The sequence below is a fragment of the Bradyrhizobium acaciae genome (assembly GCF_020889785.1).
Lineage (GTDB): Bacteria > Pseudomonadota > Alphaproteobacteria > Rhizobiales > Xanthobacteraceae > Bradyrhizobium > Bradyrhizobium acaciae.
The window spans coordinates 1-22,512 of the sequence record NZ_JACMYK010000088.1 but is presented as its reverse complement, the minus strand read 5'-3'; the positions used below and the strand labels follow the sequence as shown (position 1 = coordinate 22,512).

The window sequence follows — 22,512 nt, the reverse complement described above, 5'->3', positions numbered from 1 at the left end:
CCGGCCATTTGCTTTTGCGGGTTGCTGCGTAGGATGGGTGGAGCGAAGCGAAAACCATCCTATCCGTAGTCACCATGTCTCACCGTCATCCTGAGGTGCGAGCGGAGCGAGCCTCCAGCGACAAAGGCGTAGCCTTTGCGCGGGGATGACGGGCGTAGATTGCCCTGATCCCTAAAACTCATGCCCCTGCGGATCGACCAGCCGGTTGATCCGCTGCGCCGCCGCCATGGCAAAGCGCACCGTCATCACCTTGCGCGTCGCCGCCGGCAGGCGATGCTCCGGCGCTTCGCAGTGCAGATGCGCGCCGTAGGCGTCGGCGATGATCAGGCCGGTGTCGACCGGGAAGATCTCGCACGGCAGATCCTGCGTGAACGCGAAGAACAGCCGGTCGCAATGCATCCGGTAATCCTGCCACTTCTGATCGGCGCGCAGATCCTCGACCGACGACTTGATCTCGACGATCCAGATCTCGCCGCGTTCGTTCAGCGCCACCAGGTCGGCCCTTCGGCCGGACGGCAGCGGCAATTCGCTGATGCAGGAAAATCCAAGCGATCTCAGAAGCCTCGCCGTGCCGCGCGCGACTGCAAGCGCGGTCTCCGACTGGCGTCGGTCAGGCGCGGGCACGAGCGCGATCTGGCGGGCTGGCGATTCCATCGAGCGAAGACTAGCCGATTCCGCATCCCAACGGCAGCGCCGGAATCGGCCGCAAATTCGCGAGGAAGCCGCCTTGGTTTCGGCCTCAAGCCACCGCGAAGCCGGTGGAACCTCGGTTCCGAGGGACGAAACCACTGCAGGAGAGACCCATGCGGTCACGCATCACGCTTCGCTCGTTCGTCTTCGCTCTCGCAACCCTTCCGCTATCAGCCGGGCTGTCCTCGGCCATCGCCAAGCCCGTGGTGGAAATCGCCTTCGTGCTCGACACCACGGGCTCGATGGGCGGATTGATCGAGGGCGCCAAGCGCAAGATCTGGTCGATCGCGACTGCGATCGTCGATTCCAATCCCGATGCCGACATAAGGATGGGCCTGATCGCCTATCGCGACATCGGCGATGAGTATGTGACCAAGAAGGTCGAGCTGACGCGCGACATTCAGGATTTGTACGCCAATCTGCTGGAATTGAAGGCGCGCGGCGGCGGCGACTGGCCGGAGAGCGTCAACGAGGCGCTCGACGTTGCCGTCAACAAGATGCAGTGGACGCAAGGCCGCGACAGCACGCGCATCGTGTTTCTGGTCGGCGACGCGCCACCGCACATGGATTATGCGCAGGACACCAAATACCCGGTCACGCTGGCGGTCGCCAAGCAACGCGACATCATCGTCAACGCCGTGCTCGCCGGCAACGCGCAGGATACCGAACGGGTGTGGCGCGATATCGCGCAGCACGGCAACGGCGAATTCATCCCGATCCCGCAGGATGGCGGCCAGATCGTCACCATCGAGACGCCGTTCGATGAGGACATCATCATCCTGCAGCGTGAGATCAACGGCACCGTGATCCCCTACGGCCCGCGCGCGCTCCAGAAGCGCACGGAATCCAAGACCCAGCAGCTGGCAAGCGTCGCCGCAGTTTCGCCGGCGCGCGCTTCGGAGATGGCAAGCTTCATCAACAAGCGCGCCAAGGTGACGTCGGAGGCGGTGACCGGCGATGGCGACCTGGTCGCCGACGGCCGCAACGACATCGCCAAGGTCAAGGACGAGGATCTGCCCGACAACCTCCGTGCCATGAAGCCTGAGGCGCGCGGCGCCGAGATCGACAAGCAGATCATCCAGCGCAAGGCGCTGAACGAGAAGCTCGCCGCACTGGTCACCAAGCGCGACAAATACGTCGCCGAGCACCGCAAGAGTGCGCCGAAAGCGTCGTCGTTCGATCGCGTGGTCGAGGACACGCTGAAGGCGCAGATCAAGCGGTAGGGACTGGACGACAACTGCCGCCCGCCTCGCGCGCCGCGCGGCACGCCCTCTCCTCCCCCTTTTTGGGGGGAGGGCTATCGCATGTAGCCCACCTCCGCAGGGGCGCGCTGCCAAAATATTGAAAACAACCCCATGCAAAGGAGCCGGCGGCGTGCCGGCATTCGACACGGCAACTTGAGCCCGCGGCTTACCCCTCTCCCCAGCCCTCCTCCGCAAGGGCAGGGAGGCTGACCGCCGTGCTCACCTTACTCGGTCGCGACATCCAGCGGCGGCCCCAGGATCACGCCTTCATTGGCGCGCAGGTCGAGCACGCCTTCGACCTTCTCGCCGTGCCGGTCCATGAAGGTCGATAGCAGGACCTCGTTGCTGAAACCGATCGCGCTGGAGGAGACCGAGGCGGGCGCCGCGCCGAAATTCAGCGCGATCACGGCCACGCCTTCGGCGCTGCGCCGGCGGTAGAGCAGGACATCGCCGTGCGCCGCCACCGGCTCATAGCTGCCATGGACGAGTTGCGGCAGCTTTCGCCGCAGCGCGATCAGCGCCTTGTAGAGGTTGAGGATTGACGTCCTCTCCGCCTCGAGGCTTGCAACATTGTCGCTCGCGAAGTCCGGCGCCAGCGGCAGCCACGGCCTTGCGGTCGAGAAGCCGGCATAGCGATCGGCACTCCATTGCATCGGAGTGCGGCAACCGTCGCGACCGACGCCGATGTCAGGCACGTTCTTCTCGAAGGGATCGCGTACCTCGCCAGGGGCGATCGCGACCTGGCGCATGCCGATCTCGTCGCCGTAATAGAGCGTCGGCGTGCCGCGCAGCGTCAGCAGCAGCATCGCCGCGATCGGCGCCTGCGCAGGCCCCACCCGGCTTGCCACCCGCGGCCGGTCGTGATTGCCGAGCACCCAGTTCGGCCACGCCCCCGGCGGCAGTGCCTTTTCATAATCGGCGATGATCATCTCGATCGCGCGGGCGCTCCACAGGGTCGACAGCAGCGCGAAATTGAACGGCATCTGCGCGCCGCGCAGATCGTTGCCGTAATAAGCCACCAGCCGGTGCAGCGGCAGGTAGATCTCGCCGATCAGCACGCGGTTGTCGAACTCCTCGGTGACGCCGCGCATCTCGGTGATGACGGCGTGCACTTCGAGCTGATCGGTCGAATATTGCGTCAGCACCTTCTCATGCGGCGGCCGGCCCTCGCGATAATGCGGGTTCGGCGGATTGTCGCGGAATTCGGCATCCTTGATCAGGTGCCAAATCACGTCGACGCGGAAGCCGTCGACGCCCTTGCGCAGCCAGAAGCGCATCACCTCATAGATCGCGTCCCGGACCTCGCGGTTGCGCCAGTTGAGATCGGGCTGCTGCGCCAGGAAGGCGTGATAGTAATACTGGCCCGAAGCCTCGTCATACGCCCAGGCGCTGCCGCCGAACTCCGACAACCAATTGTTCGGGGGACCGCCATCCGGCGCCGGATCGCGCCAGATGTACCAGTCGCGCTTGGGGTTATCGCGCGAGCTCTTCGCCTCGACGAACCAGGGATGCTGATCGGATGTGTGGTTCGGCACCAGATCGAGGATCAGCTTGAGGCCGGAATCGTGCGCGGCCGCGACCAGCTCGTCGAAATCCTCCATGGTCCCGAACAGTGGATCGATGCCGGTGTAATCGGAAATGTCGTAACCGAAATCGGCCATCGGCGACGGGAAGATCGGCGACAGCCAGACCGCGTCGACGCCAAGCCGCGTCAGATAAGGCAGCCGCGCGATGATCCCCCTGAGATCGCCGACGCCATCGCCGTCGCTATCCCCGAACGAGCGCGGATAGACCTGATAGAAGATGCCACGCCGCCACCAGTCCCTGTTGTCCTGATCCATCCCGTCCCCCTCGCTGTCGCCCCGTGTCCCCAGGGTTGTCCGCAGGTTCAGGGATGACGCACAATTCGGGACGGAAAGATGACGCTGCAGCGCGTCAGTGGCGGGCTATCGCCAGCTGATAGATCGTGATCAGCACCTCGAACAGGATCAGGAAGACGATGATCAGCTCGAGCCGCAGGGAGCGGCCGGTGTCGATGATGTCGGTCAGTACCTGTGCGGTCTCGGCAACGACTGCGAGCTTGCGGTTCAGCGATTCCGCGCGCTCCTTCAATTCATACTCGTCCTCGAGCCGTGCGTAGAGCCGCTCGAGCTGCGGCTTGTCCCAGAGGGTGTCGGGCTTCTCCGATACCTCGACAGGTCCGGCCACGCGATGCCGCACCAACAACGCGTTGCCGATGTGCTTGAGGATCGCGACGCGACCGCGATGGACCCGGCCGCCCTTGGCGAGCTCGCGCGCGAGCGGCTCGGTCGTGTCGAACACGGCCCGGACCTCGCGCTCATGCCGCGCCAGCACCACGCTCTTGGCCAGCGCCTCGCCGACCAGGATCAGCCGCTCGGGCGACAGGCTCTGCAGATAGATCGGGCCGCCCGGCGGAATCTGGTCCTCCTTCTCCGCGGCAACCTCGATGATCGCGATCTCCTCCTCGCGCCGCGCGAACAGGCCGGTCATGCGCGACTGCAGGCTGCGCAGGAATTCGTCCTCCTCCAGCGCGTTGAGGCCGATCAGGACGACGACGCCGTAGCGAAACAGGATCGCCACGCCATTGTCGTTGACGCGAAACGCCAGTGGCGTCGTCGCCAGCACGTCGCCGCGCTCGAGGCCGGACGTGTTGATGCGGTCCGCGACGAAGAAGGCGCGGGCGGTGGTCCGGGGTCCGCCGAGCGGTGAGTTGGGAGCCTGGGTCATGACATTCCGGACTGCGAGGATTTTAACGCGTGATCGAGAGCAGCCGCCGACCGGCCAGCTCACGAATTGTTCTGCTTGACCTTATCACGGTCCGTTTTGGGATCACACGCCGGGGCAGGCGCATTTCCCGAGCGTGTTGACGGCATTGCCCGGTAGCCTATGGTGCCCCCCATGAACGAGACAACCGACACCAAACCGAAGGCCGGCGCGATCATCGTGCCGGTGACGCTGTTCGAGCAGAACTGCACCATCATCTGGCACGAGCCGACCAAGAAGGCCGTGGTGATCGACCCCGGCGGCGACGTCGCGAAGATTCAGGCGGCGATCAAGCAGACCGGCGTCACGGTCGAGAAGATCTGGCTGACCCACGGCCATATCGACCATGTCGGCGGCGCCGCCGAGTTGCGCGACGCGCTGCAGGTCAAGATCGAGGGCCCGCATATCGCCGACAAATATCTGCTCGACAACGTGGTCTCGAGCGGCGAGCGCTTCGGCATGACCGGGGTACGCAATTTCGGCCCCGACCGCTGGCTCGACGAGGGCGATCAGGTCTCGATCGGCGATCTCACCTTCGACATCCTGCACTGCCCCGGCCATTCACCGGGAAGCGTCGTGTTCTTCAACAAGGAGCTGCGCTTCGCCCATGTCGGTGACGTGTTGTTCGCGGGATCGGTCGGGCGCACCGACCTGCCCGGCGGCAGCCATCCGACGCTGATCCAGTCGATCAAGGAGAAGCTGCTGCCGCTCGGCGACGATGTCGGCTTCATCTGCGGCCACGGCGCGGGATCGAGCATCGGCCAGGAGCGGATGACGAATCCGTTCCTGACCGGCGAGATGTAAGCGCGTCACGCGCCCATCCTAGGGCTGCTGCTTCAGCAACCCCGCCGCGGTCAGCGCCCGCGTGATGACGCCGCCAACGTCGACACTCTTGCCGCTCCGCTTACGCGGCCGGTCGCTCCTGCGGCCGGATGCAGGTTCGGGCGCGGGCTCTTCGGCAGGCACCGCTATCGTCATCGAGATCGTGTCCGCGCGCTCGCGCGGAATTCCGGTCGGCGCGATGTGCGGCTGACGCACCTGATCGGTCAGGCCGAAGAAGCTCGCGATGTGATAGGACGAGGAGATTCCCGCCTCGATCAGGAACGCGCCCTCCACGCCATAGCGCTCGTCATTGTCGGCGAGTCCGAGCGGCGTGCCATGCGCCATGTCGGTGATGGAGAAGGACTCCACCAGCGTCTCGCCATCGGCATTCCACCAGACCTCACGCGGATGACCGTCGACATCCGACTTCGACATCGCGGCAGGCGGCAGGCCGTGAACGTCGAGCCACTGCCGGACGATCGCGTCGGCATTGCCGGGATGCACGGTGCGGTCGGCGCTGCCGTGCCACACCGAAACCTTCGGCCATGCGCCGTGATGCGTGGATGCGTTGCGGACCAGACCGCCGAGCTCGGGCGCCGATAGCGCGCTCGCATGCATCATCGCGTGCAGCGCCTCGCGCAGATCGGTGGCGACGCCGAACGGCAGGCCGGCGATGATGGCGCCGCCCGCAAATACATCCGGATAGTTCGCGAGCATGACGGACGCCATCGCGCCGCCGGCCGACAGTCCCGTCACATAGACCTGCTTCGGATCGATCTCATGCGCGCCGACCATCTGCGCGATCATCTGCCTGATCGAAGCGGCCTCGCCCTGCCCGCGCGCGATGTCCTGCGGATTGAACCAGTTGAAGCAGGTGTTGCCATTGTTGATCGCCTGCTGCTCGGGCATCAGCAGCGCAAAGCCGTAATGCGCCGCAAGCGCCGACCAACCGGCGCCGAGATCGTAGGACGCCGCGGTCTGACCGCAGCCATGCAGCACCACGACGAGCGCGGGCGACCGCGCGAGCTGCGCGGGCACGAACGAGAACATCTTCAGATCGCCGGGGTTGACGCCGAATTCGGTCGTCTCGACGAGCGGCGTCGGCACGGCCGGCGCGAGCGCGCCAAGGCCGCTGAACGCGTTCATCTTCGGCAGATGACGCAAGAATTCGACGTTATTGACCAGGGACAACAGCAACTCCTGAGGTGATTTATTCTTTCTGTGTCACCCGATCAGATAATTGCTGCACTGCAAAATGAAAAGGCCGTGTGCTGTCTTTCCCTGAGGAATTGTGAGAATCGGCGTTAACGCGTGACCGCGACGAGGATTTGTCGAAATGGTTTCCTTAGCACCTTGTTTGAGCATGAACTTTTCGAAAGAAACCGCCGCGCGGCGGCGGATTCATACGCTGGCGCGGCGCATCCATGACAGAAATGCGGCTGAAATTGATATCGACAGCACAAACAATGCGCATGCCGCAAACAACGCCAAATGCGCTGATGTCGCACTCTCCACGGCGAAGAAGACTGCACCGATCGCGGCAACGCCGGCCGCATTGCCGATCTGCGTCGTCGTGCCATACATGCCGGAGCCGGCCCCAGCACTCGCAGGCTTCACACTCGAGAGCACCGCGCTCGACAGCGGCGCCATCACCAGGCCCTGCCCGTAGCCGAAGATGACAAGCACCAGCGCGAGCAGCAACGCCGACGGCGCTGCGATCAGCTGAACCGCCGCAACCAGCGCGGCCAATCCAACGATCTGCACGGCGCAGCCCTCGATCAGCACCTGCGTGCCGCGATGCCTGGCGCGCACAGCGCTGTGACGCGAGGCAATCACGAAGGTCAGCGCCAGCGGCACGAACACCAGCCCGGCCTCCAGCGGCGGGATCTGCAAGCCCTTCTGCATGAACATCGTCATGATCAGATAGAATGACAGGTTGGCAAAGAAGAAGAAGAACACCGCGGCAAGCCCGCGCATGAAGGCAATATCCGACAGCAGCGACAGATCGATCAGCGGCATGCCGCCACGGCGCGCCACGCTGCGCTCGAGCCGCACGAAGCCCGCGATGACGGCGACGCCCGCGGCCATCACCAGCCAGACCCACGCCGTCCAGTCGAGATCGTGACCGAACAGCAGCGGGCCGATCAGGCACAGCAGGCCCACAAACAGCACGATCGCGCCCGGGATATCGAGCCGCGTGCCGGCCCGGCGCGGCACCGTCGGCATGAGCTTCAGCGCGGCTGCGATGATGACGACGCCGAACGGCACGTTGACGAAGAACACCGCGCGCCAGCCGAGGCCCGCAAGATCGAGCGTCACAAGCACGCCGCCGAGCATGAAGCCGGCCGCACCCGCGAGCCCCAGCACGATGCCGTAGATGCCGAACGCCCGCGCCCGCGCGGCGTCGGAGAACAGGAGATGCAGCGTCGCCAGCACCTGCGGCACCATCAGCGCCGCGGTCGCGCCCTGCGCCAGCCGTGCGATGATCAGCTCGGGTCCGGACTGCGCGAGGCCGCACCACAGCGACGTCACCGAGAAGCCCGCGACGCCGGCGATGAACACGTTCCTGGTGCCGTAGATGTCGCCGAGCCGGCCGCCGGTCACCACCAGCGTGGCATAGGCGATCAAATAGATCGCGATCACGGCCTCGATCTGCGCCGGCGTGGCGTGCAGCTCCGCCGCAATGGTCGGGATCGCGACGTTGACGATGAAGGCATCGACGCCGAACATGAATTGCGCCGACACCACGATCGCCAGCACCCACCAGCGGCGGGAGGTCTCCGCGCGCGTCGAAACGATTTGGTGCATGCACTGTCCTGCCCGAAATGACGTCACGGCCGACATCAGCAGATTCCGATCATCGCTTCGATTACCTGCGAGGTAAGCCCGGGATCACAGACGCTCGACCTGGCTCCAATTTGCGTTGATGCGCTGGGAAACATTCCGGAGGGCGGCAATCGCCGCCGATTTGCGCAACAACCATGCGGGCGCCGCAGCCTCGGAGCATTGCCTTGCCCCGGGGCACCCCGTAGGTTGGCGGAAAGCCCCCGACAACAATAATCCGGAGAGAACGACCTATGGCGCGCCTCAAGTTCGGAGCCTTCCTCGCCCCGCATCATCCGATCGGCGAGCATCCGATGCTGCAATTCCGTCGCGACCTCGATTTCGTCGAACAGCTCGACGCGCTCGGTTACGACGAATTCTGGTGCGGCGAGCACCATTCCTCGGGCTGGGAGACCATCGCCTCGCCGGAAATGTTCCTGGCCGCCGCCGGCGAGCGCACCAAGCGCATCAAGCTCGGCACCGGCGTGATCTCGCTGCCCTATCACCACCCCTTCAACGTCGCGCAGCGCATGGTGCAGCTCGACCACATGACCGGCGGCCGCGCCATCTTCGGCTCCGGTCCCGGCGCGCTCGCCTCCGACGCCCACACGCTCGGCATCGACCCGATGACCCAGCGCGACCGCCAGGACGAGGCCATCGCGGTGATCCGCCGCCTGTTCAACGGCGAGCGCGTCACCGCCAAGACCGACTGGTTCGAGATGCATGACGCCGCGCTGCAGATCCTGCCGCTGCAGGAGGACATGCCGTTCGTGGTGGCCTCGCAGATCTCGCCGTCGGGCATGACGCTCGCCGGCAAATACGGTATCGGCATCATCTCGCTGGGCTCGATGTCGACCCAGGGCCTGATGGCGCTGCCGCAGCAATGGCAGTTCGCCGAGGACGCCGCCAAGAAGGCCGGCACCACGGTGAGCCGCGCCAACTGGCGCGTGCTGCTGTCCTGGCATATCGCCGAGACCCGCGAGCTGGCACGGCGCGAGGCCGGCTCCGGACTGATGCGCTGGCACAACGAATATAACGTCGGCACCCTGATGCGGCCGGGCCTGACCGCGTTCGGCTCCGCGGATGAAGCGGTCGACAAGACCGCGTTCGTCGAAGGCGCTGCATCGACCATCGGCACGCCCGACGACCTGATCAAGATGATCAAGAACCTGGTCGATGTTTCCGGCGGTGTCGGATCGATCATCGGCTTCGCCCATGACTGGGCCAACCCCGAAAACACCCGCCGCAGCTGGGACATGGTTGCGCGCTATGTCGTGCCCGAGATCAACGGCTATATCGACGGCCTGCGCAAATCGCGCCAGTTCGTGATCGACAACCGCGCCGTGTTCGAGCGCGCCGGCCAGGCCGTGATGGCCAAGATCATGCAGAACGACAAGGCCGCCGCAGCGCTTCAGCATACCGGCACAGGCCGCGTCGCGATCCCGGCCGTGAACGCGCCTGATCTTGCGAAGGAAGCGGCGAAGCAGAAGGCGTAAGGGCACAAGTTCGTTGATGCATGATTGTTGCGCCACACCCACCGCTGTCGTCCCTGCCTAGTGCGCAATTGCGCACTAGGCAGGGACGACGGTGAGTGTGGCACGCTCAGTGAGTCATACATCTGCATTCTCGCGACATGAATCGTCCGAGCTTTGCTCTTCATTCCGCCCTCTCCGTTGGTGAGGGCGCAGGGAAAGCCGGGTGCCGATCGCACCCATAGGCCCCGAGCAAATGGGTAGAAAGCTCGGGGGTAGGACCACAGGTGTAACCGGAGCAATCCGGCTTTCCCTGCGCGATGGGCTACGGCTTACTTCGTGCTCTCCCCGGCGAGACTGGGCTTTGTTGTCACCGCCTTCACAACGCGCGCCGCGCAATGCGAAAAGACACCTACCACTAGGGCGTCAGGACCACACGACTTCACCGTCCGCTATCTGCGCGCACTCGTCAGTTGCGCGAGCAGCGTCCACCGCATCTCGACCCGCGTTCGTGCCGACCGCGAAGCGCCCCTCCATCGGGTGAGACGGGCGGAATTGAACATCTGATTTGCCCGACGACGGAAGCGCAAATTTGCCCGTCGGGTTAATTTGTCGCAGCCTGATTTTCCAACTCCAGAGTCAAGCCGGCGCTCACGCTTCCTGCTTTGACGCCTTTTCATGCGAAGCTGCTCTTTCCTTGAGCGTTATCATCCCTCGTGCCTCAACGCCTGAAACTTGATCTCGTCTACTCTCGAGAGAACAAACTCCAGCAATGGAGAGCGGTTACCCTCATTATAGCCGAGCACCAGATCGACCATGGGCGGCGCGCCCTGAATTGGGCGACTGACGATGGTTTTCGGGATCAGGTTCAGCGCATAGAGCGGAAGAAGGCTGATGCCGCCGGTAGAGGCGATCAGCGAAACGGCCATGGCCAGATTTTCTGCCTGGTGCGCCGGCTCGATCGCCAATCCGTGACGCTTGAAGAAGTCATCGATCGCCGCGCGCAGCGTTGGCGCCCTTGCCGAGGAAACGCCGATGTAGCTCTGCCCCATCAGATCCTTCGGGCGGACCGCGGAGCGTGCCGCAAGCGGATGGTCTCGTGGCATCATGGCCAGGATCGGATCATGGCGGAGCAACTTGAACTGAAGACCCGCCGTGCTCTTCTCCGGACGCATGAATGCGAGGTCGAGCTTACCCCGCGTCAGTGCCGCAGCGAGGTCGGGCGAATCCTCGCTGCGGATCGTGATTTCCGTACTGGGCAGCTTGCCGCGCAGGATATTCATGACCGCCGGAAGCCAGTCCATCTCGTAGCCGGTGAGAAACCCAATCGAAAAAGCCGATTTCGCCGGCTGGGCGGCACGCCTCGCGGCCTCCGCGGCGGCCTCGACCTGCAGCAGAGCCACTCGCGCATGGTCCAGAAAGACGCGACCCGACGGCGTCAGATCGATGCCGCGCGGTCCGCGCACGAATAGCTGCACACCGAGTTCCAGCTCAAGGTCGTGAATCTGGCGGCTCAGTGATGGTTGTGCGGTGTGCAGACGCTTTTGGGCCGCGACCGAGAGGCTGCCCTCCTCAGCCACGGCGACGAAATAACGGAGATGTCGCAGCTCCATAGCTATCCCTCAAAAGTATGGCTCAGACCCTACGAAGTCTTTCTCAAAGAAGCCAGCCCCTCGTAAATCTCCTGTCCAGGAAAGCCACACCAGCGCAACAGCCTTCGCGGCCCCGCTGCGGACGGCTTGGCGAACCAGGCCGAAAAAGCATATCGGCCGCATCAACTGGAGAGAGATATGACCAAACCCGTTGTCTTGATCACAGGTGCCCTTACCGGTATCGGCCGCGCCACGGCGCTCGCCTTCGCCCGCGAGGGCGCCAACGTGGTTATTTCCGGTCGCCATGCCGATGCAGGCCGTGCGCTGACGGAACAACTCCGTACGCACGGCGCCGAAGCGGAATTCGTCCGCGCCGACGTCCGGAGCGAGAGCGATGTGGCGGCATTGGTCGAGCAGACGATCAAGCGGTTCGGTCGGCTCGACGTGGCGGTCAACAACGCAGGCACGGAAGGCACGCCGGGCCCGGTGACCGAGCAAACCGCAGAGAGCTACGCGGCAACGTTCGACACGAACGTCCTCGGAGTTCTGCTGTCGATGAAACACGAGCTCCGGGTCATGCAGACACAAGGTTTCGGCAGCATCGTCAACATCTCGTCGACCATGGGCAGCCGCGGAGCGGCGAATGCGTCCCTCTACGTCGCCAGCAAACATGCAGTCGAGGGCTTGACCAAATCCGCCGCCCTGGAGGCGGCTGCCTTCGGCGTTCGCGTCAACGCAATTGCGCCTGGCCCGATAGAGACCGCAATGCTCGACCGGTTCACGGGCTCGGCCGATCGCAAGGCCGGATTGATCACGGGAATCCCGCTGAAGCGTGCGGGACGCCCCGAGGAGCTCGCAGACGCCATCCTGTTCGCGGCTTCGAACAAGGCGTCGTTCATCACCGGTCAAATCATCAGCGTCAACGGCGGCAAGACTGCCGCGTGAAGCCTTCTCGATAACATTTCAAACAGGAGAGCCACCATGACCGACCTCATCAGCCGAACCGCCCTCGTCACCGGTGCCTCGCGAGGCATCGGCCGCGCCACCGCCCGCGCGCTCGCTCTCGCCGGCGCCCGCGTCATCGTTCACTACGGAAACTCCGCCAAGGAAGCGCATTCCCTGGTCGCGGAAATCCGCGAAGCCGGTGGGCACGCCGACGCCGTCGGCGCCGATCTGTCCGCATCCGATGGCGCGCAGAGGCTCGCCGCCGAGGTACGCAAGCTCGTCGTCGGCCAGCTCGACATTCTCGTCGCCAATGCGGGAATTGCGGTCCCCGCGACCATCGAAACCCAGACCGTCGAGGACTTCGATCGCATGTTCGCGGTCAACGTCCGCGCGCCGTTCTTCCTGGTGCAGCAGTTGCTCCCCCTGATGGGCGACGGTTCCAGCATCGTGATGACATCGTCATTGGCGGCGCGAGCCGCCGTCGGGCAGTTGTCGGCATATTCCGCCACCAAGGGCGCGATCGACACGATGGTGAAGCACTTCGCCTCGCTGCTCGGACCGCGCGGCATCCGCGTCAATGCCGTGGCGCCGGGCATCATCGACACCGACATGTCGGAATTCGCCAAGACGGATGAGGGCCGCGATTACGCACTCAAGATGCAAGCCCTGCAACGGATCGGTCATGCCGACGATGTCGCCGACGTCGTGACCTTTCTCGCTTCATATTCAGCACGCTGGGTGACCGGCGACACCATCCAGGTCGGTGGTGGATCAAAGCTCTGACTTTGGGAGATCCGTCATGAAACTTTACCAATCCTCCGGCTCGCCCAACTCGCGACGCGTGAAAATCTATCTGGCGGAGAAGGGCATCACGATGCCCTTCGTACCGGTCGATCTCGGTGCGCGCGAGCAGTTCTCTGACGCCTACGCGGCCATCAACCCACGGCGCGTCGTGCCCGCCCTCGTTCTTGACGACGGGACGGCCATAGCAGAAGTACCGGCGATCATTCGCTATCTTGAAGAAACGCATCCGAATCCGCCATTGCTCGGAAGTTCGCCGAAGGAAAAGGCAATCGTCGCCATGTGGGAGCGCCGGATGGAATTGGAGGGGTTCGCAGCGGTCATGGAGACAGTGCGCAACGGGGCCGCCGGCCTCAAAGGGCGCGCGATCGCAGGTCCCCACGGCTACAATCAGATCCCCGAGCTGATCGTCCGTGGTCGGAGCCGGATCGCCGACTTCTACGGCGATCTCGAGGCACGCTTGTCCGACATGCCATTCGTTGCGGGTGACGAATTCAGTATTGCCGACATCACTGCGATCGTCGCAATCGACTTCGCGAGCAAGGCTCTGGAATTATCCATGCCGGGAGAGAACGGGGCGTCGCGCCGATGGTACAGTTCCGTGGCCACGCGTCCCAGCATGACAGCTTAGGTGCGCCCCGTCGCCCTTCCGCTGAGAGAATACGCCACCGCTCCGATCCCGACGACGTCGATGCCGTCGACGCGGCCGCGGATCGGGAGCGTGCCGAGATCGCTCAACGGAAATGGCGGCGGCGCGGCGAAGCGGGCCATCGCCGCGCGTGAGGCGAGGAAGCCGCCATCGACCTTGCGGCTCAGCTCTTCCAGCCGCGCGGCGGTGTTCATGACATCGCCGTTGAACACGATCGCGCGCTTGACGTCGCCGATCTCGCCGACGATCACCGGGCCGAAATGCAGGCTGCCGCGAATCTGCGGCACCGCGCCGAACTCGCGCTCGAATTGCGGCGCCGCCTTTTGCAGCGCGCGGCGCATTGCAAGGAAGCAGCGCAACGGCCGGCAATCGACCGCGCCGCTCTGTTCCGGCCAGGTCACGATGATCTCGTCGCCGACATAGTTGAGCACTTCGCCGCGATAGTCGACCACCGATTGCGTCAGCAGGCGGAAGGTGCGGTCGAGAAAGCGATGGATGCCGATGCCGCCAAGCCGCTCGGCGAGCCCGGTCGATCCTGCGATGTCGACGAACAGCACGAAACGGTCTTCCTCGACCGGCGCGTGATAGCGACCGGTGACGAAGTTCAAGAGCGCGCGCGAGCCGATCAGATTGGCGATGCTGAATCCGAGATTCACCAGCACCGAGACGATGGCCGAACGTGCGAAGCTCGACCAGAAATCCTGCAATGAAGCCTGTGGCGCCACCCCCGCAATGCGTTCGCCCGGCTGCAACAACTGGATGCCGATGATGATGACTGCGTAGATCGCACTGCGCACGGCAAGGTTGGTGAGGAAGGACAGGCGATTGAGCCAGTCCCAATCTTCGAGGACGAACAGCTCGATGGTGCCGATCACCGCAGCCAGCAGGAACCCGTAGGTGATGCCGACAACCAGCTGGGCAGCCCCGGCGCCATAGCTGATCAGCGTGATGATGACGCCGGACAGGATTCCGGCAACGACGACGGCGGCAAGGCGTTGCAGCTTCCGCTCAACCCTCGCGCTCATGCGCTGCGGCCGGCGCGACCCTTCCATCGATCCGGTCGATGCAGACATAGGCGCCTTACCTCTCCCCGTCATCCGAAGGGCTCGCGACAAAACTGCGGGGCAATTTTGTGCTGTAGCGGCGACGCTACCGAATCATCCCGTCCCCTGATCGAATGCCTTGCGCAACGAAACATAGCCGGCCTGCTGCTGGCTCCAGTTGCGGCCGCCGGTGATGGCGCCGTCGACGACGAGGTCATGGCCGTTGATGAAGCTCGATTCGTCGCTCGCCAGAAACACCGCGGCATGCGCGATGTCGTCGGGCAGGCCGGCACGCGGGATCGGCTGCGCCGCCTTGTAGACCTCGCGCATCACCGCCGGGGTCTTCTCGGCCGCTTCGGTCGACAACCCCAGCGCCTTGCCGAAAATGCCGGTGGCGATCGCACCGGGCGAGATCGAGTTGACGCGGATGCCGGCCTCGCCGAGCTCCATCGCCACGCATTTGGTGAAGTGAATGACGGCGGCCTTCGCAGCGCCATAGACCATCGACGAGGAGAAGCCGGCGAGCCGGCCGGCGATGCTGCCGTTGTTGATGATGCTGCCGGAGCCCTGTTTCCGCATATAGGGCGCGGCGTGCTTCATGCCGAGCATGACGCTGCGCACCAGGGTTGCCATCGCCGCGTCGAACCGCTCGACGTCGAGGCCCTCGATGCCGCCGGTCTGCGCCGGGCCGCCGGCATTGTTGAACAGGCAATCGATCCGGCCGAATTTCTCGACTGCCAGCGCGATCAGCGCCTGCATCTGCTCCTCGACCGTGACGTCGGTCTGCCGAAACACGCAATTGCCACCGAGCTGTTGCGCCAGTGCCTCGCCCTCCGGCGCGCGGCGCCCGGCAATCACGATCCTCGCCCCCTCAGCGACGAAGACCTCCGCCGTGCGCAACCCGATGCCGCTGGTCGCCCCTGTGATCACCGCGACCTTGCCGTCCAGCCGTCCCATGCCGGTCTCCCAACTAGCCTTTGATGTTGCGGATATTCCCCAGCCACTCCTGACAACGCAAGCATGGGCACGGTTAACGGCCAGCGAGGTCCGCCTGTGGCCAGAAGGCCACAACTGCGGTTTTTCGGTCGCAGCGGCCTTATTTTGGGGCGCCTGTTCACGTGAACTGGAACGACCGATGGCGAAATGGATCGACGATTTCAGGGCGAGTTGGCGGGGTGATTCCCAGCCATCGGTGCTGCTTGCGATCGCCTTCGCCGTGCTCTGTCTCGTTTTGGCCACGGCCGCTCGCTTCGGGCTCGCGCAGATCAGGCCGGACGTGTTCTTCACGCCCTATTTCCCGGCGGTGTTCTTCGCGACCGCCCTCGGCGGCTTTCGGATCGGGATCGCAACCGCGCTGGCAAGCGGCCTGCTCGGCGTCCTCCTCAACTTCAGCAGCTCGCACGCCGATCCGGCGCGCTTTGCGCTCCTGATGATCTTCTGGGTGGTATGCGGTATCGCGATCTGGGGCGTGGAGCACTACCGTTCCCTGGTCGAGCAGCAGCGCGAAGTCTCCAAACGGCTGATCGAGGAGGAGCAGTACCGCAAGATCGTGGTCGACGAGTTGCAGCACCGGCTGAAGAACAAGTCTTCGACCATTCATGCCGTGCTGCATCAGGCGTTGCAGGACCGACCCGATGTCTGGCAGCGCATCGACCATCGCATCCGCGCGCTCTCGGCGACCGACGATCTGATCGCGAGGGTCGATGGCTATGGCTGCGATATCAAGGATTTGCTGCGCTCGGAGCTCGGGCCCTACGGCCATGTGCGCTTCAACCTCAACGGCGAGCAGCTGTTCCTGCCCGCCAAGCTTGCCGTCTCGCTGGCGCTGATCTTCCACGAGCTCGCAACCAACGCAGGAAAATACGGCGCCTTCTCCTCGCCGCGCGGGCTTCTGCAAGTGTCCTGGACGGTGGACGATGGACGTCTCAACGTGATCTGGGACGAAACCGAGGGACCGGTGGTCGGGGTCATCGGCGAAGCCGGCTTCGGCACCAAGCTGTTGAAGTCGGCGCTGCGGCCGTTCGACGGCAAGACCGAGATCAGTTACCTGAAGACAGGTGTTCACTGCACCATGCAGTGCAAGCTTCCCAACTGTTGATAAGTCGGCTTTCCGGCACAGCCGCATTTGTTGGTGCAACCGCGCGCGCCGCAATCGCTTTCACCAGCGGCCGAAGCTGCCATTGATACTCTGTTAATGACGATTGCCGCGACGGCTTGCGAAAGCAGCCGGGGTCTCATTCTGTCACGGCATTTCCCAAGTCCGCTTAACCAAAACTACAACGGACTTTGCCAAGGTCGGCACATGCATAGTTTCACCAAGCACGATTTTCAGGCGGGCGCGGCAGCGACCAGCCAGGACGACATTTCCAGCAATGAACTGCGCATCTTGCGCGATCTTCTCCAACTGCTGCCGGCGGGCGTGACCGTCCAGGACGAGCAGGGTCAGTTCATCCTGGTGAACGAAGCGGCAGCCAGCCAGTTGCAGCTGGCCGCCAGCGCGAGCCAGCCGTCGCCGGTCGACGAACGCCATGCCGCCAATCTGGACCTGCTGCGCAGCGGCCGTCCGGTGGTGCTCGAGGAAGTGCTCTCCTGCGGCGCATCCAAATACGTGTTCCTCACCTCGCACCGGCCCGTTCAGATCGCCGGCCGCAATCTCCTGATCTCGACATCGACCGATATCAGCGAGCAGAAGGCATTCGAGGACCAGCTGTTCCGCTCGGCCTATTACGACGAGCTGACCGGCCTGCCGACCCGCCGGGTGATCGAGCATCGCGTCAACAGCCTGATCCGCGACGATTCACGAAGCCATTTTGCGCTCGCCTTCCTCGACGTCGACAACTTCAAGCACATCAACGACTATTACGGCCACGCGATCGGCGATGCGCTGCTGGTCGAATTGTCGAAGCGGCTCGGCCTCGCGCTGCGCGAGACCGATATCCTGTCACGGATCTCCGGCGACGAATTCCTGCTGCTGCTGAACCCGATCAGCGGCAATGACGAGGTCGCCGAATTCATCCATGTCATGCAGGAGCGGCTGAAGGCGCCGTTCTTCATCGAGGACTCCGAGATCTTCGCCTCGACCTCGATCGGCGTCAGCCTCTACCCCATGCACGGCAGGAGCTACGAGGCGCTGCGTCAAAATGCCGACATAGCGATGTACCGCGTCAAGAACAACGGCAAGGGCTCGACCGCGTTCTTCGACAACAGCATGGAGCGCGAGGCGCTGGCGCGGATGAAGATCGAGCAGTCGTTGCGGCTGGCGATCCTGGAAAAGCGCTTCTGCTGTGCGTTCCAGCCCAAGGTCGATATCCGCACCCACGAGGTCAAGGGCATCGAGGCGCTGGTGCGACTGCGCGACGACGAGGGCGTGATCCAGGCGCCGGGCACCTTCATCAACCTCGCCGTGGAGCTCGGCCTCATCGACGAGCTGACGTTCCTGGTGCTTGCGGAAATCGTCAAGTCGATCGACCTGATCAACGACACGTTCGGCCCGACCGCAACGATCAGCATCAATGTCGCGGCCAAGCAGGCCGGTAATGTCGAATTCATGCGCCGCTTCGCCCGCGCGATCGAGGACACCGGCTTCCCGAAGCGATTCATGATCGAGGTGACCGAGGACGCGTTCGTGACCCGGTCGCATTTCCAGGACCAGATCGTGCCGATCCTGCGCGGCATCGGCGTCGGCATCTCGATCGACGATTTCGGCATCGGCTATTCGTCGCTGTCGGCGCTCGCCGACATCACCGCCGACGAGATCAAGATCGACCGCTCGTTCATCACCGACATCCATCAGCGGCCGCGCAGCCAGGGCATCCTGCGCGCGATCGAGTCGCTGAGCGAGGCGCTCGGCATGACCGTGATCGCCGAGGGCATCGAGTCCTACGAGGAGCTCACCTATCTGCAGGCGGCGACAAAGATCCGCTATGCCCAGGGCTACTACTTCGCCAAGCCGATCTTCCTCGAGGATCTGAAGCCCGCGACGCCGGTCGCCAGCGAGTCGCGCGCCAGCTTGGCGGCGCGCCCGGCCCAGGATGGCCGCCAGGGCTATTCGCGCGCCAGCGGGTTCAGACGGTAGGCAATCCTCTCACCTCGCCCCGCTTGCGGCAGGGCTATCGCATATAGCCTGCCTCCGCGGGGCCGCACTGCCAAAATATCGAAAACAACCCCATGCAAAGTAGCCGGCGACGCGCCGGCATTCGACACGTCAACTTGACATGTCGGGCAACTCAGCGGCATTATTCTATTATACAGAAATAGTGCGACGCGCCTCACCCCATGCTACGGGACGTGGCCGTAGCCATATGCGATTGCCTTGCAGCGTGCAGCGCGCTGATCGTGTCGGCCCAGGCCTTTTGCGCCGGCGACTGCTCCTCGGCCTTGAGCGGCGCAAAGCGCAGGGCGTCCTCAGCTCGCGCGACCTGCACTGAAAATGCCAGCACCGCCACGATCCCAACTGCAAGAACCCTCGCCTCACGTCCTGTTCTCATTGTCGTTCTCCCCTCAAGGGCGCCTTGCGCCGGGCCGCACCCTACCGCGGCGCCGGCCGCCGGCCTATATTGAGGCCGATCGATCGCTGAGCGAAGGTGTCAGCCATGCAGCCTGTATCTATCCTCCTGAACGTTCTCTGGATCCTGATCGGCGGCGCGTGGATGGCGTTCGGCTGGCTGATCGCCGCCGTGATCATGGCGATCACCATCATCGGCCTGCCCTGGGCGCGCGCCGCCTTCAACATCGCGGTCTACACGCTGCTGCCGTTCGGCTCGCGGGCGGTTCGTCGCGATGAAGTCACCGGGATGTCCGATATCGGTACCGGACCGCTTGGGGTGATCGGCAATCTGATCTGGTTCATCCTGGCCGGCTGGTGGCTCGCGATCGGCCATCTGATCACCGCGATCCTGCTCGCGGTGACGATCATCGGCATTCCCTTCGCCTGGGCGCATCTCAAGCTCGCCGGCATCGCGCTGTGGCCGATCGGCAAGGTGATCGTGCCGGCCTGATACGGACCGTCGGCGTCCAGAAGGCTAGAGCCAGTCCTTCGTCGTTTGCGAGCAGGCCTGGAGGTCGCGCCGCCAGGTAAATCCATGGCCGCCACACGGGGGACGCGGGCGCGTGGTGACGGGACATTCATTCCTGAGCCGCGCGCTGGTGCCCCAGCCATCGATCACGCAAGCGCCTCGAGAGGTCCTGTGGCAACCGTCGCCACATCCCTCTTCGGCATTGGCCTGGGTCAGGCCAAGGAACGCACCGGTCGTCAGAACCACAAGCAGAAATGCCCTCATGACGTCCTCCGCTGTGCCGTAGGTCGTGATCTCCATTCACATTGCGAGCGTAGGCGATATCAATTGTGCTCGCCACCGGTGCACGCACACATTCCGGTGTTTGCATGGGGTCAGCGCGCTGCGCCGCAACCGCCGGGTTTGCTGATCAGCGCGCCAGCGCGTCGACCTGCGCTTCGAGCGCTTCGATCACCATCGTCAACGAAGCCGTTTTGCCCATCGTCCGCGAGATGATCGGCGCGCCGGACTGGAAGCCGGTCAGGCCCGCAATCATCATCACGGCGCGGACTCGCGCCTGCGCCGTCGTCAATTGCTCTTTGGAAGCTGCGATGATCAGCTTGGCCACGAGCTCGATGCCCGGCCGCCACAGCCCGGCATAGAGAACCTCGAACGCCCGCCCGGGATCCGCCAGCTCGCGTTGAACGAAGAGACGATTCTGATCGCTCGCGGATGTGAGCAGGAATCGCGCCAGCGCCGTCAGCAGTAGCTTCAACTGCGCCCTAGCGCCGCCCGGATCGGGCGGCCCCTCCAGCGACGCCAGCGCGGTCTCGCCGACGGCTGCCATGCTCTCGCGATAGCGAGCCAGGATTTCATGCGCGCAGGCGAGATACAGGCCTTCCTTGTTACCGAAATAATAGTTGAGCGCGGGCAGGTTGATGCCGGCGTCCTCGGCGATCTGGCGGGTCGTCACCCCTGCGAAGCCGCTATTGCCGAACGCTGCGAGGGCGGCGTTGAGGATGCGGACGCGCGTCTCGTCACCCTTCTTGTACGGGGTCGTGGCCGATCGCGTCGGCGGCGGCAGGGGGCTTTTTCGGGCACTCATCGGGAAATCATATCACACGATATTAATCATTGCATTTTCTATCGCTTGATATAAATTTACGGCCAACGATCGGGGAGAGCCGCTTATGCAGGCCGGAACGCTGGAAAAGCTGCGCAGCAACGTCGCCGCGCAAAGAGAGAGAAACCCCGGGATTTACGGCAAGGTCGATTTCGCCATCGTCCCGGAGCGATTTGCCGGCGATGCCGGCACGCCGAGCGTCCTCCCCGGCAAGTTCGCCGCCGCCCGCGCAGCGCTGCTCGCCGATCCCGACCGCCTCGCATTCATCCGCAGCTACACCATGATGGGCGATCCGCCCGCCGATGCTTATGCGGCGCTGATGCGCGAATACGGCTTCCGCCGGCTGGTCACCATGCTGGTTCAGGCGTGCGACGCGGGCGTTGAGACGGTGAACGATGCACCGGCCGAACTCGTCGCGCTGATCCGCGACATGGAGCGCACGCCCGCTTGGCTCGACATGAAGCTGGTCGAGGAAGGCGCGCGGATCGATCGCAACGGCGCCGCCAATCTGAGCCCCTTCATCATCCGCGGTGCGTTTCTCGCGACCTTCATGAACAAATACGCGGCGCTGCCGATGGCGATCACCAACGCCTTGTCGAGCGGCACGTCGGCGCGGCGCGTCAAGGAAACCGCGACGTTCTTCGCAACGTCAGTGCTGCCAGGCGCGCTCGGGCGTTTCGGGCCGGGCTTCAAGGCGGCCGCGATGGTGCGGCTGATGCATTCGATGGTGCGCGCCAACGTAATGCGCCGCGCCGACAATTGGGACATCTCGGTCTACGGCATCCCGATTCCGCAGGTCGACCAGATGCCCGCCGGGCTGATCCCGATTTTCCTGCTGGCGCAGAAGGTGCTGGCCGAAGGCCGCACGGCGTTCACGGCGGAGGAGCGGGCCCGCGTCGAGCTTGCGCGCTACCGCTGCTTCCTGCTCGGCCTGCCGGAGGAACTGCTCGCCGATACGCCGCAAGGAATTGTCGATCTCATGCTGTTGCGGTCCGCGACGCTGCGGGCGGGCTACGACGACAAGACCTGCGGCGAACTGGTCCGGGCCACGATGGCGGCGACCCTGCGATCGGATGAGTCCTTCGGCAGCCGCCTGTTCGAAGTCGTCGAACGCAGCTTCGCGAAGTCGTTCTTCCTGAACGCCTTCCTGAATGGCGACAGGGCCAGGGCCGCATCGATCGGCGTGCCGATCACGGCGAAGGATCGCGCCCTCACGGCGCTGGTCGGAATCTTCCTGTTCACCCGGCTTGCATTCTACCGGCTGGCATCCCGCATTCCCGGTTTGCGCGAGGTGGCGGACCGGCGCCTGGTCAGGCGAATTGAAAACCTGCTGAAGGACTATGGCCACGCCGAGTTCACGACGGATGCCTCGGCGTATCGGCCGGCTCACCCGTCAGCGGCGAAACCCTAAGCGCGACGAGATTGAGACGAATCGTCATCACGCTACAGATCCTGTTTTGAGCATGATCTCTTCGGAAAACCGTTTCGCACTTTTGCTCTAGCGCGGGATGGGTTTTGGTTGAATCGGCC

21 protein-coding genes are annotated in these 22,512 nt (G+C 64.2%); 10 read left to right on the top strand and 11 right to left on the bottom strand.

The genetic code is table 11. From position 1 onward, the window contains the following. Positions 1-171: 171 nt before the first annotated feature. A complete protein-coding gene (locus tag H8A92_RS27125) occupies positions 172-654 on the bottom strand; it encodes an MmcB family DNA repair protein (protein WP_229198599.1) in 483 nt (160 codons plus the stop codon). A gap of 149 nt (positions 655-803) precedes the next feature. Between H8A92_RS27125 and H8A92_RS27120 the strand changes: the two genes are divergently transcribed. Further along, positions 804-1,913 carry a vWA domain-containing protein gene (locus tag H8A92_RS27120; RefSeq protein ID WP_229198598.1) on the top strand — a complete coding sequence of 370 codons (1,110 nt, stop codon included), beginning with the start codon at positions 804-806 and terminating at the stop codon, positions 1,911-1,913. Between the two features lie 245 nt (positions 1,914-2,158). Here H8A92_RS27120 and H8A92_RS27115 read toward each other — a convergent pair whose 3' ends face one another. Together H8A92_RS27115 and H8A92_RS27110 are read right to left on the bottom strand one after the other, a co-directional pair. Then, the gene (locus H8A92_RS27115; protein ID WP_229198597.1) at positions 2,159-3,775 is read right to left on the bottom strand and encodes an alpha-amylase family glycosyl hydrolase; all 1,617 of its coding nucleotides are present in this window, start codon (positions 3,773-3,775) and stop codon (positions 2,159-2,161) included. Between the two features lie 94 nt (positions 3,776-3,869). Continuing rightward, positions 3,870-4,682: an RMD1 family protein gene (locus tag H8A92_RS27110; RefSeq protein ID WP_229198596.1), complete on the bottom strand. Its 813-nt coding sequence runs from the start codon at positions 4,680-4,682 to the stop codon at positions 3,870-3,872. Between the two features lie 171 nt (positions 4,683-4,853). Here H8A92_RS27110 and H8A92_RS27105 point away from each other — a divergent pair, with 171 nt between their 5' ends. Beyond that, positions 4,854-5,522, top strand: a complete 669-nt coding sequence (locus H8A92_RS27105) for an MBL fold metallo-hydrolase (RefSeq protein ID WP_229198595.1) — start codon at positions 4,854-4,856, stop codon at positions 5,520-5,522. 18 nt (positions 5,523-5,540) lie between these two features. Here the strand turns inward: H8A92_RS27105 and H8A92_RS27100 are convergent, their stop codons facing one another. Both H8A92_RS27100 and H8A92_RS27095 read right to left on the bottom strand, forming a co-directional pair. Then, complete coding sequence (locus H8A92_RS27100; RefSeq protein WP_229198594.1) at positions 5,541-6,731, bottom strand: extracellular catalytic domain type 1 short-chain-length polyhydroxyalkanoate depolymerase; 1,191 nt, start codon at positions 6,729-6,731, stop codon at positions 5,541-5,543. A gap of 210 nt (positions 6,732-6,941) precedes the next feature. Next, entirely contained in the window at positions 6,942-8,348 is a 1,407-nt protein-coding gene (locus H8A92_RS27095) for an MFS transporter (protein ID WP_229198593.1), read from the bottom strand. 269 nt (positions 8,349-8,617) lie between these two features. Between H8A92_RS27095 and H8A92_RS27090 the strand changes: the two genes are divergently transcribed. Beyond that, the gene (locus H8A92_RS27090) at positions 8,618-9,859 is read left to right on the top strand and encodes an LLM class flavin-dependent oxidoreductase (protein WP_229198592.1); all 1,242 of its coding nucleotides are present in this window, start codon (positions 8,618-8,620) and stop codon (positions 9,857-9,859) included. Positions 9,860-10,542: 683 nt separating this feature from the next. Here H8A92_RS27090 and H8A92_RS27085 read toward each other — a convergent pair. Next, entirely contained in the window at positions 10,543-11,448 is a 906-nt protein-coding gene (locus H8A92_RS27085) for a LysR family transcriptional regulator (RefSeq protein WP_229198591.1), read from the bottom strand. A 126-nt stretch (positions 11,449-11,574) separates the two neighbouring features. On the opposite strand from H8A92_RS27085, the gene H8A92_RS27080 reads away from it, so the two are divergent. From H8A92_RS27080 to H8A92_RS27070, 3 genes are read left to right on the top strand one after another with little or no spacing between them, the layout of a single operon-like run. Beyond that, entirely contained in the window at positions 11,575-12,372 is a 798-nt protein-coding gene (locus H8A92_RS27080; protein ID WP_229198590.1) for an SDR family NAD(P)-dependent oxidoreductase, read from the top strand. Positions 12,373-12,408: 36 nt separating this feature from the next. Continuing rightward, the gene (locus H8A92_RS27075; RefSeq protein ID WP_229198589.1) at positions 12,409-13,155 is read left to right on the top strand and encodes an SDR family oxidoreductase; all 747 of its coding nucleotides are present in this window, start codon (positions 12,409-12,411) and stop codon (positions 13,153-13,155) included. Between the two features lie 16 nt (positions 13,156-13,171). Next, complete coding sequence (locus tag H8A92_RS27070; RefSeq protein ID WP_229198588.1) at positions 13,172-13,804, top strand: glutathione S-transferase family protein; 633 nt, start codon at positions 13,172-13,174, stop codon at positions 13,802-13,804. Here the strand turns inward: H8A92_RS27070 and H8A92_RS27065 are convergent. Continuing rightward, on the bottom strand, positions 13,801-14,847 hold the full coding sequence (locus H8A92_RS27065; RefSeq protein ID WP_229198587.1) for an adenylate/guanylate cyclase domain-containing protein: 1,047 nt from the start codon (positions 14,845-14,847) through the stop codon (positions 13,801-13,803). The genes H8A92_RS27070 and H8A92_RS27065 overlap by 4 nt on opposite strands. 132 nt (positions 14,848-14,979) lie before the next feature. Next, positions 14,980-15,822, bottom strand: coding sequence for an SDR family NAD(P)-dependent oxidoreductase (locus H8A92_RS27060; RefSeq protein WP_229198586.1), 843 nt, complete (start codon positions 15,820-15,822; stop codon positions 14,980-14,982). 178 nt (positions 15,823-16,000) lie between these two features. Here H8A92_RS27060 and H8A92_RS27055 point away from each other — a divergent pair, with 178 nt between their 5' ends. Both H8A92_RS27055 and H8A92_RS27050 read left to right on the top strand, forming a co-directional pair. Beyond that, a complete protein-coding gene (locus H8A92_RS27055) occupies positions 16,001-16,963 on the top strand; it encodes a sensor histidine kinase (protein ID WP_229198585.1) in 963 nt (320 codons plus the stop codon). A 204-nt stretch (positions 16,964-17,167) separates the two neighbouring features. Beyond that, positions 17,168-18,940, top strand: a complete 1,773-nt coding sequence (locus H8A92_RS27050; RefSeq protein ID WP_229198584.1) for a putative bifunctional diguanylate cyclase/phosphodiesterase — start codon at positions 17,168-17,170, stop codon at positions 18,938-18,940. Positions 18,941-19,133: 193 nt separating this feature from the next. Here the strand turns inward: H8A92_RS27050 and H8A92_RS27045 are convergent, their stop codons facing one another. Continuing rightward, positions 19,134-19,352: a hypothetical protein gene (locus H8A92_RS27045; protein ID WP_229198583.1), complete on the bottom strand. Its 219-nt coding sequence runs from the start codon at positions 19,350-19,352 to the stop codon at positions 19,134-19,136. Between the two features lie 105 nt (positions 19,353-19,457). Here H8A92_RS27045 and H8A92_RS27040 point away from each other — a divergent pair, with 105 nt between their 5' ends. Beyond that, positions 19,458-19,862 (top strand): YccF domain-containing protein, encoded by a 405-nt coding sequence (locus tag H8A92_RS27040; protein ID WP_229198582.1) that lies wholly within the window; start codon positions 19,458-19,460, stop codon positions 19,860-19,862. 24 nt (positions 19,863-19,886) lie between these two features. Here H8A92_RS27040 and H8A92_RS41220 read toward each other — a convergent pair whose 3' ends face one another. Together H8A92_RS41220 and H8A92_RS27035 are read right to left on the bottom strand one after the other, a co-directional pair. Beyond that, positions 19,887-20,144, bottom strand: a complete 258-nt coding sequence (locus H8A92_RS41220) for a GCG_CRPN prefix-to-repeats domain-containing protein (RefSeq protein WP_420831374.1) — start codon at positions 20,142-20,144, stop codon at positions 19,887-19,889. Between the two features lie 145 nt (positions 20,145-20,289). Beyond that, the gene (locus tag H8A92_RS27035; RefSeq protein WP_229198581.1) at positions 20,290-20,964 is read right to left on the bottom strand and encodes a CerR family C-terminal domain-containing protein; all 675 of its coding nucleotides are present in this window, start codon (positions 20,962-20,964) and stop codon (positions 20,290-20,292) included. Positions 20,965-21,049: 85 nt separating this feature from the next. Between H8A92_RS27035 and H8A92_RS27030 the strand changes: the two genes are divergently transcribed. Further along, positions 21,050-22,393 carry an oxygenase MpaB family protein gene (locus H8A92_RS27030; RefSeq protein WP_229198580.1) on the top strand — a complete coding sequence of 448 codons (1,344 nt, stop codon included), beginning with the start codon at positions 21,050-21,052 and terminating at the stop codon, positions 22,391-22,393. Positions 22,394-22,512 lie beyond the last annotated feature (119 nt).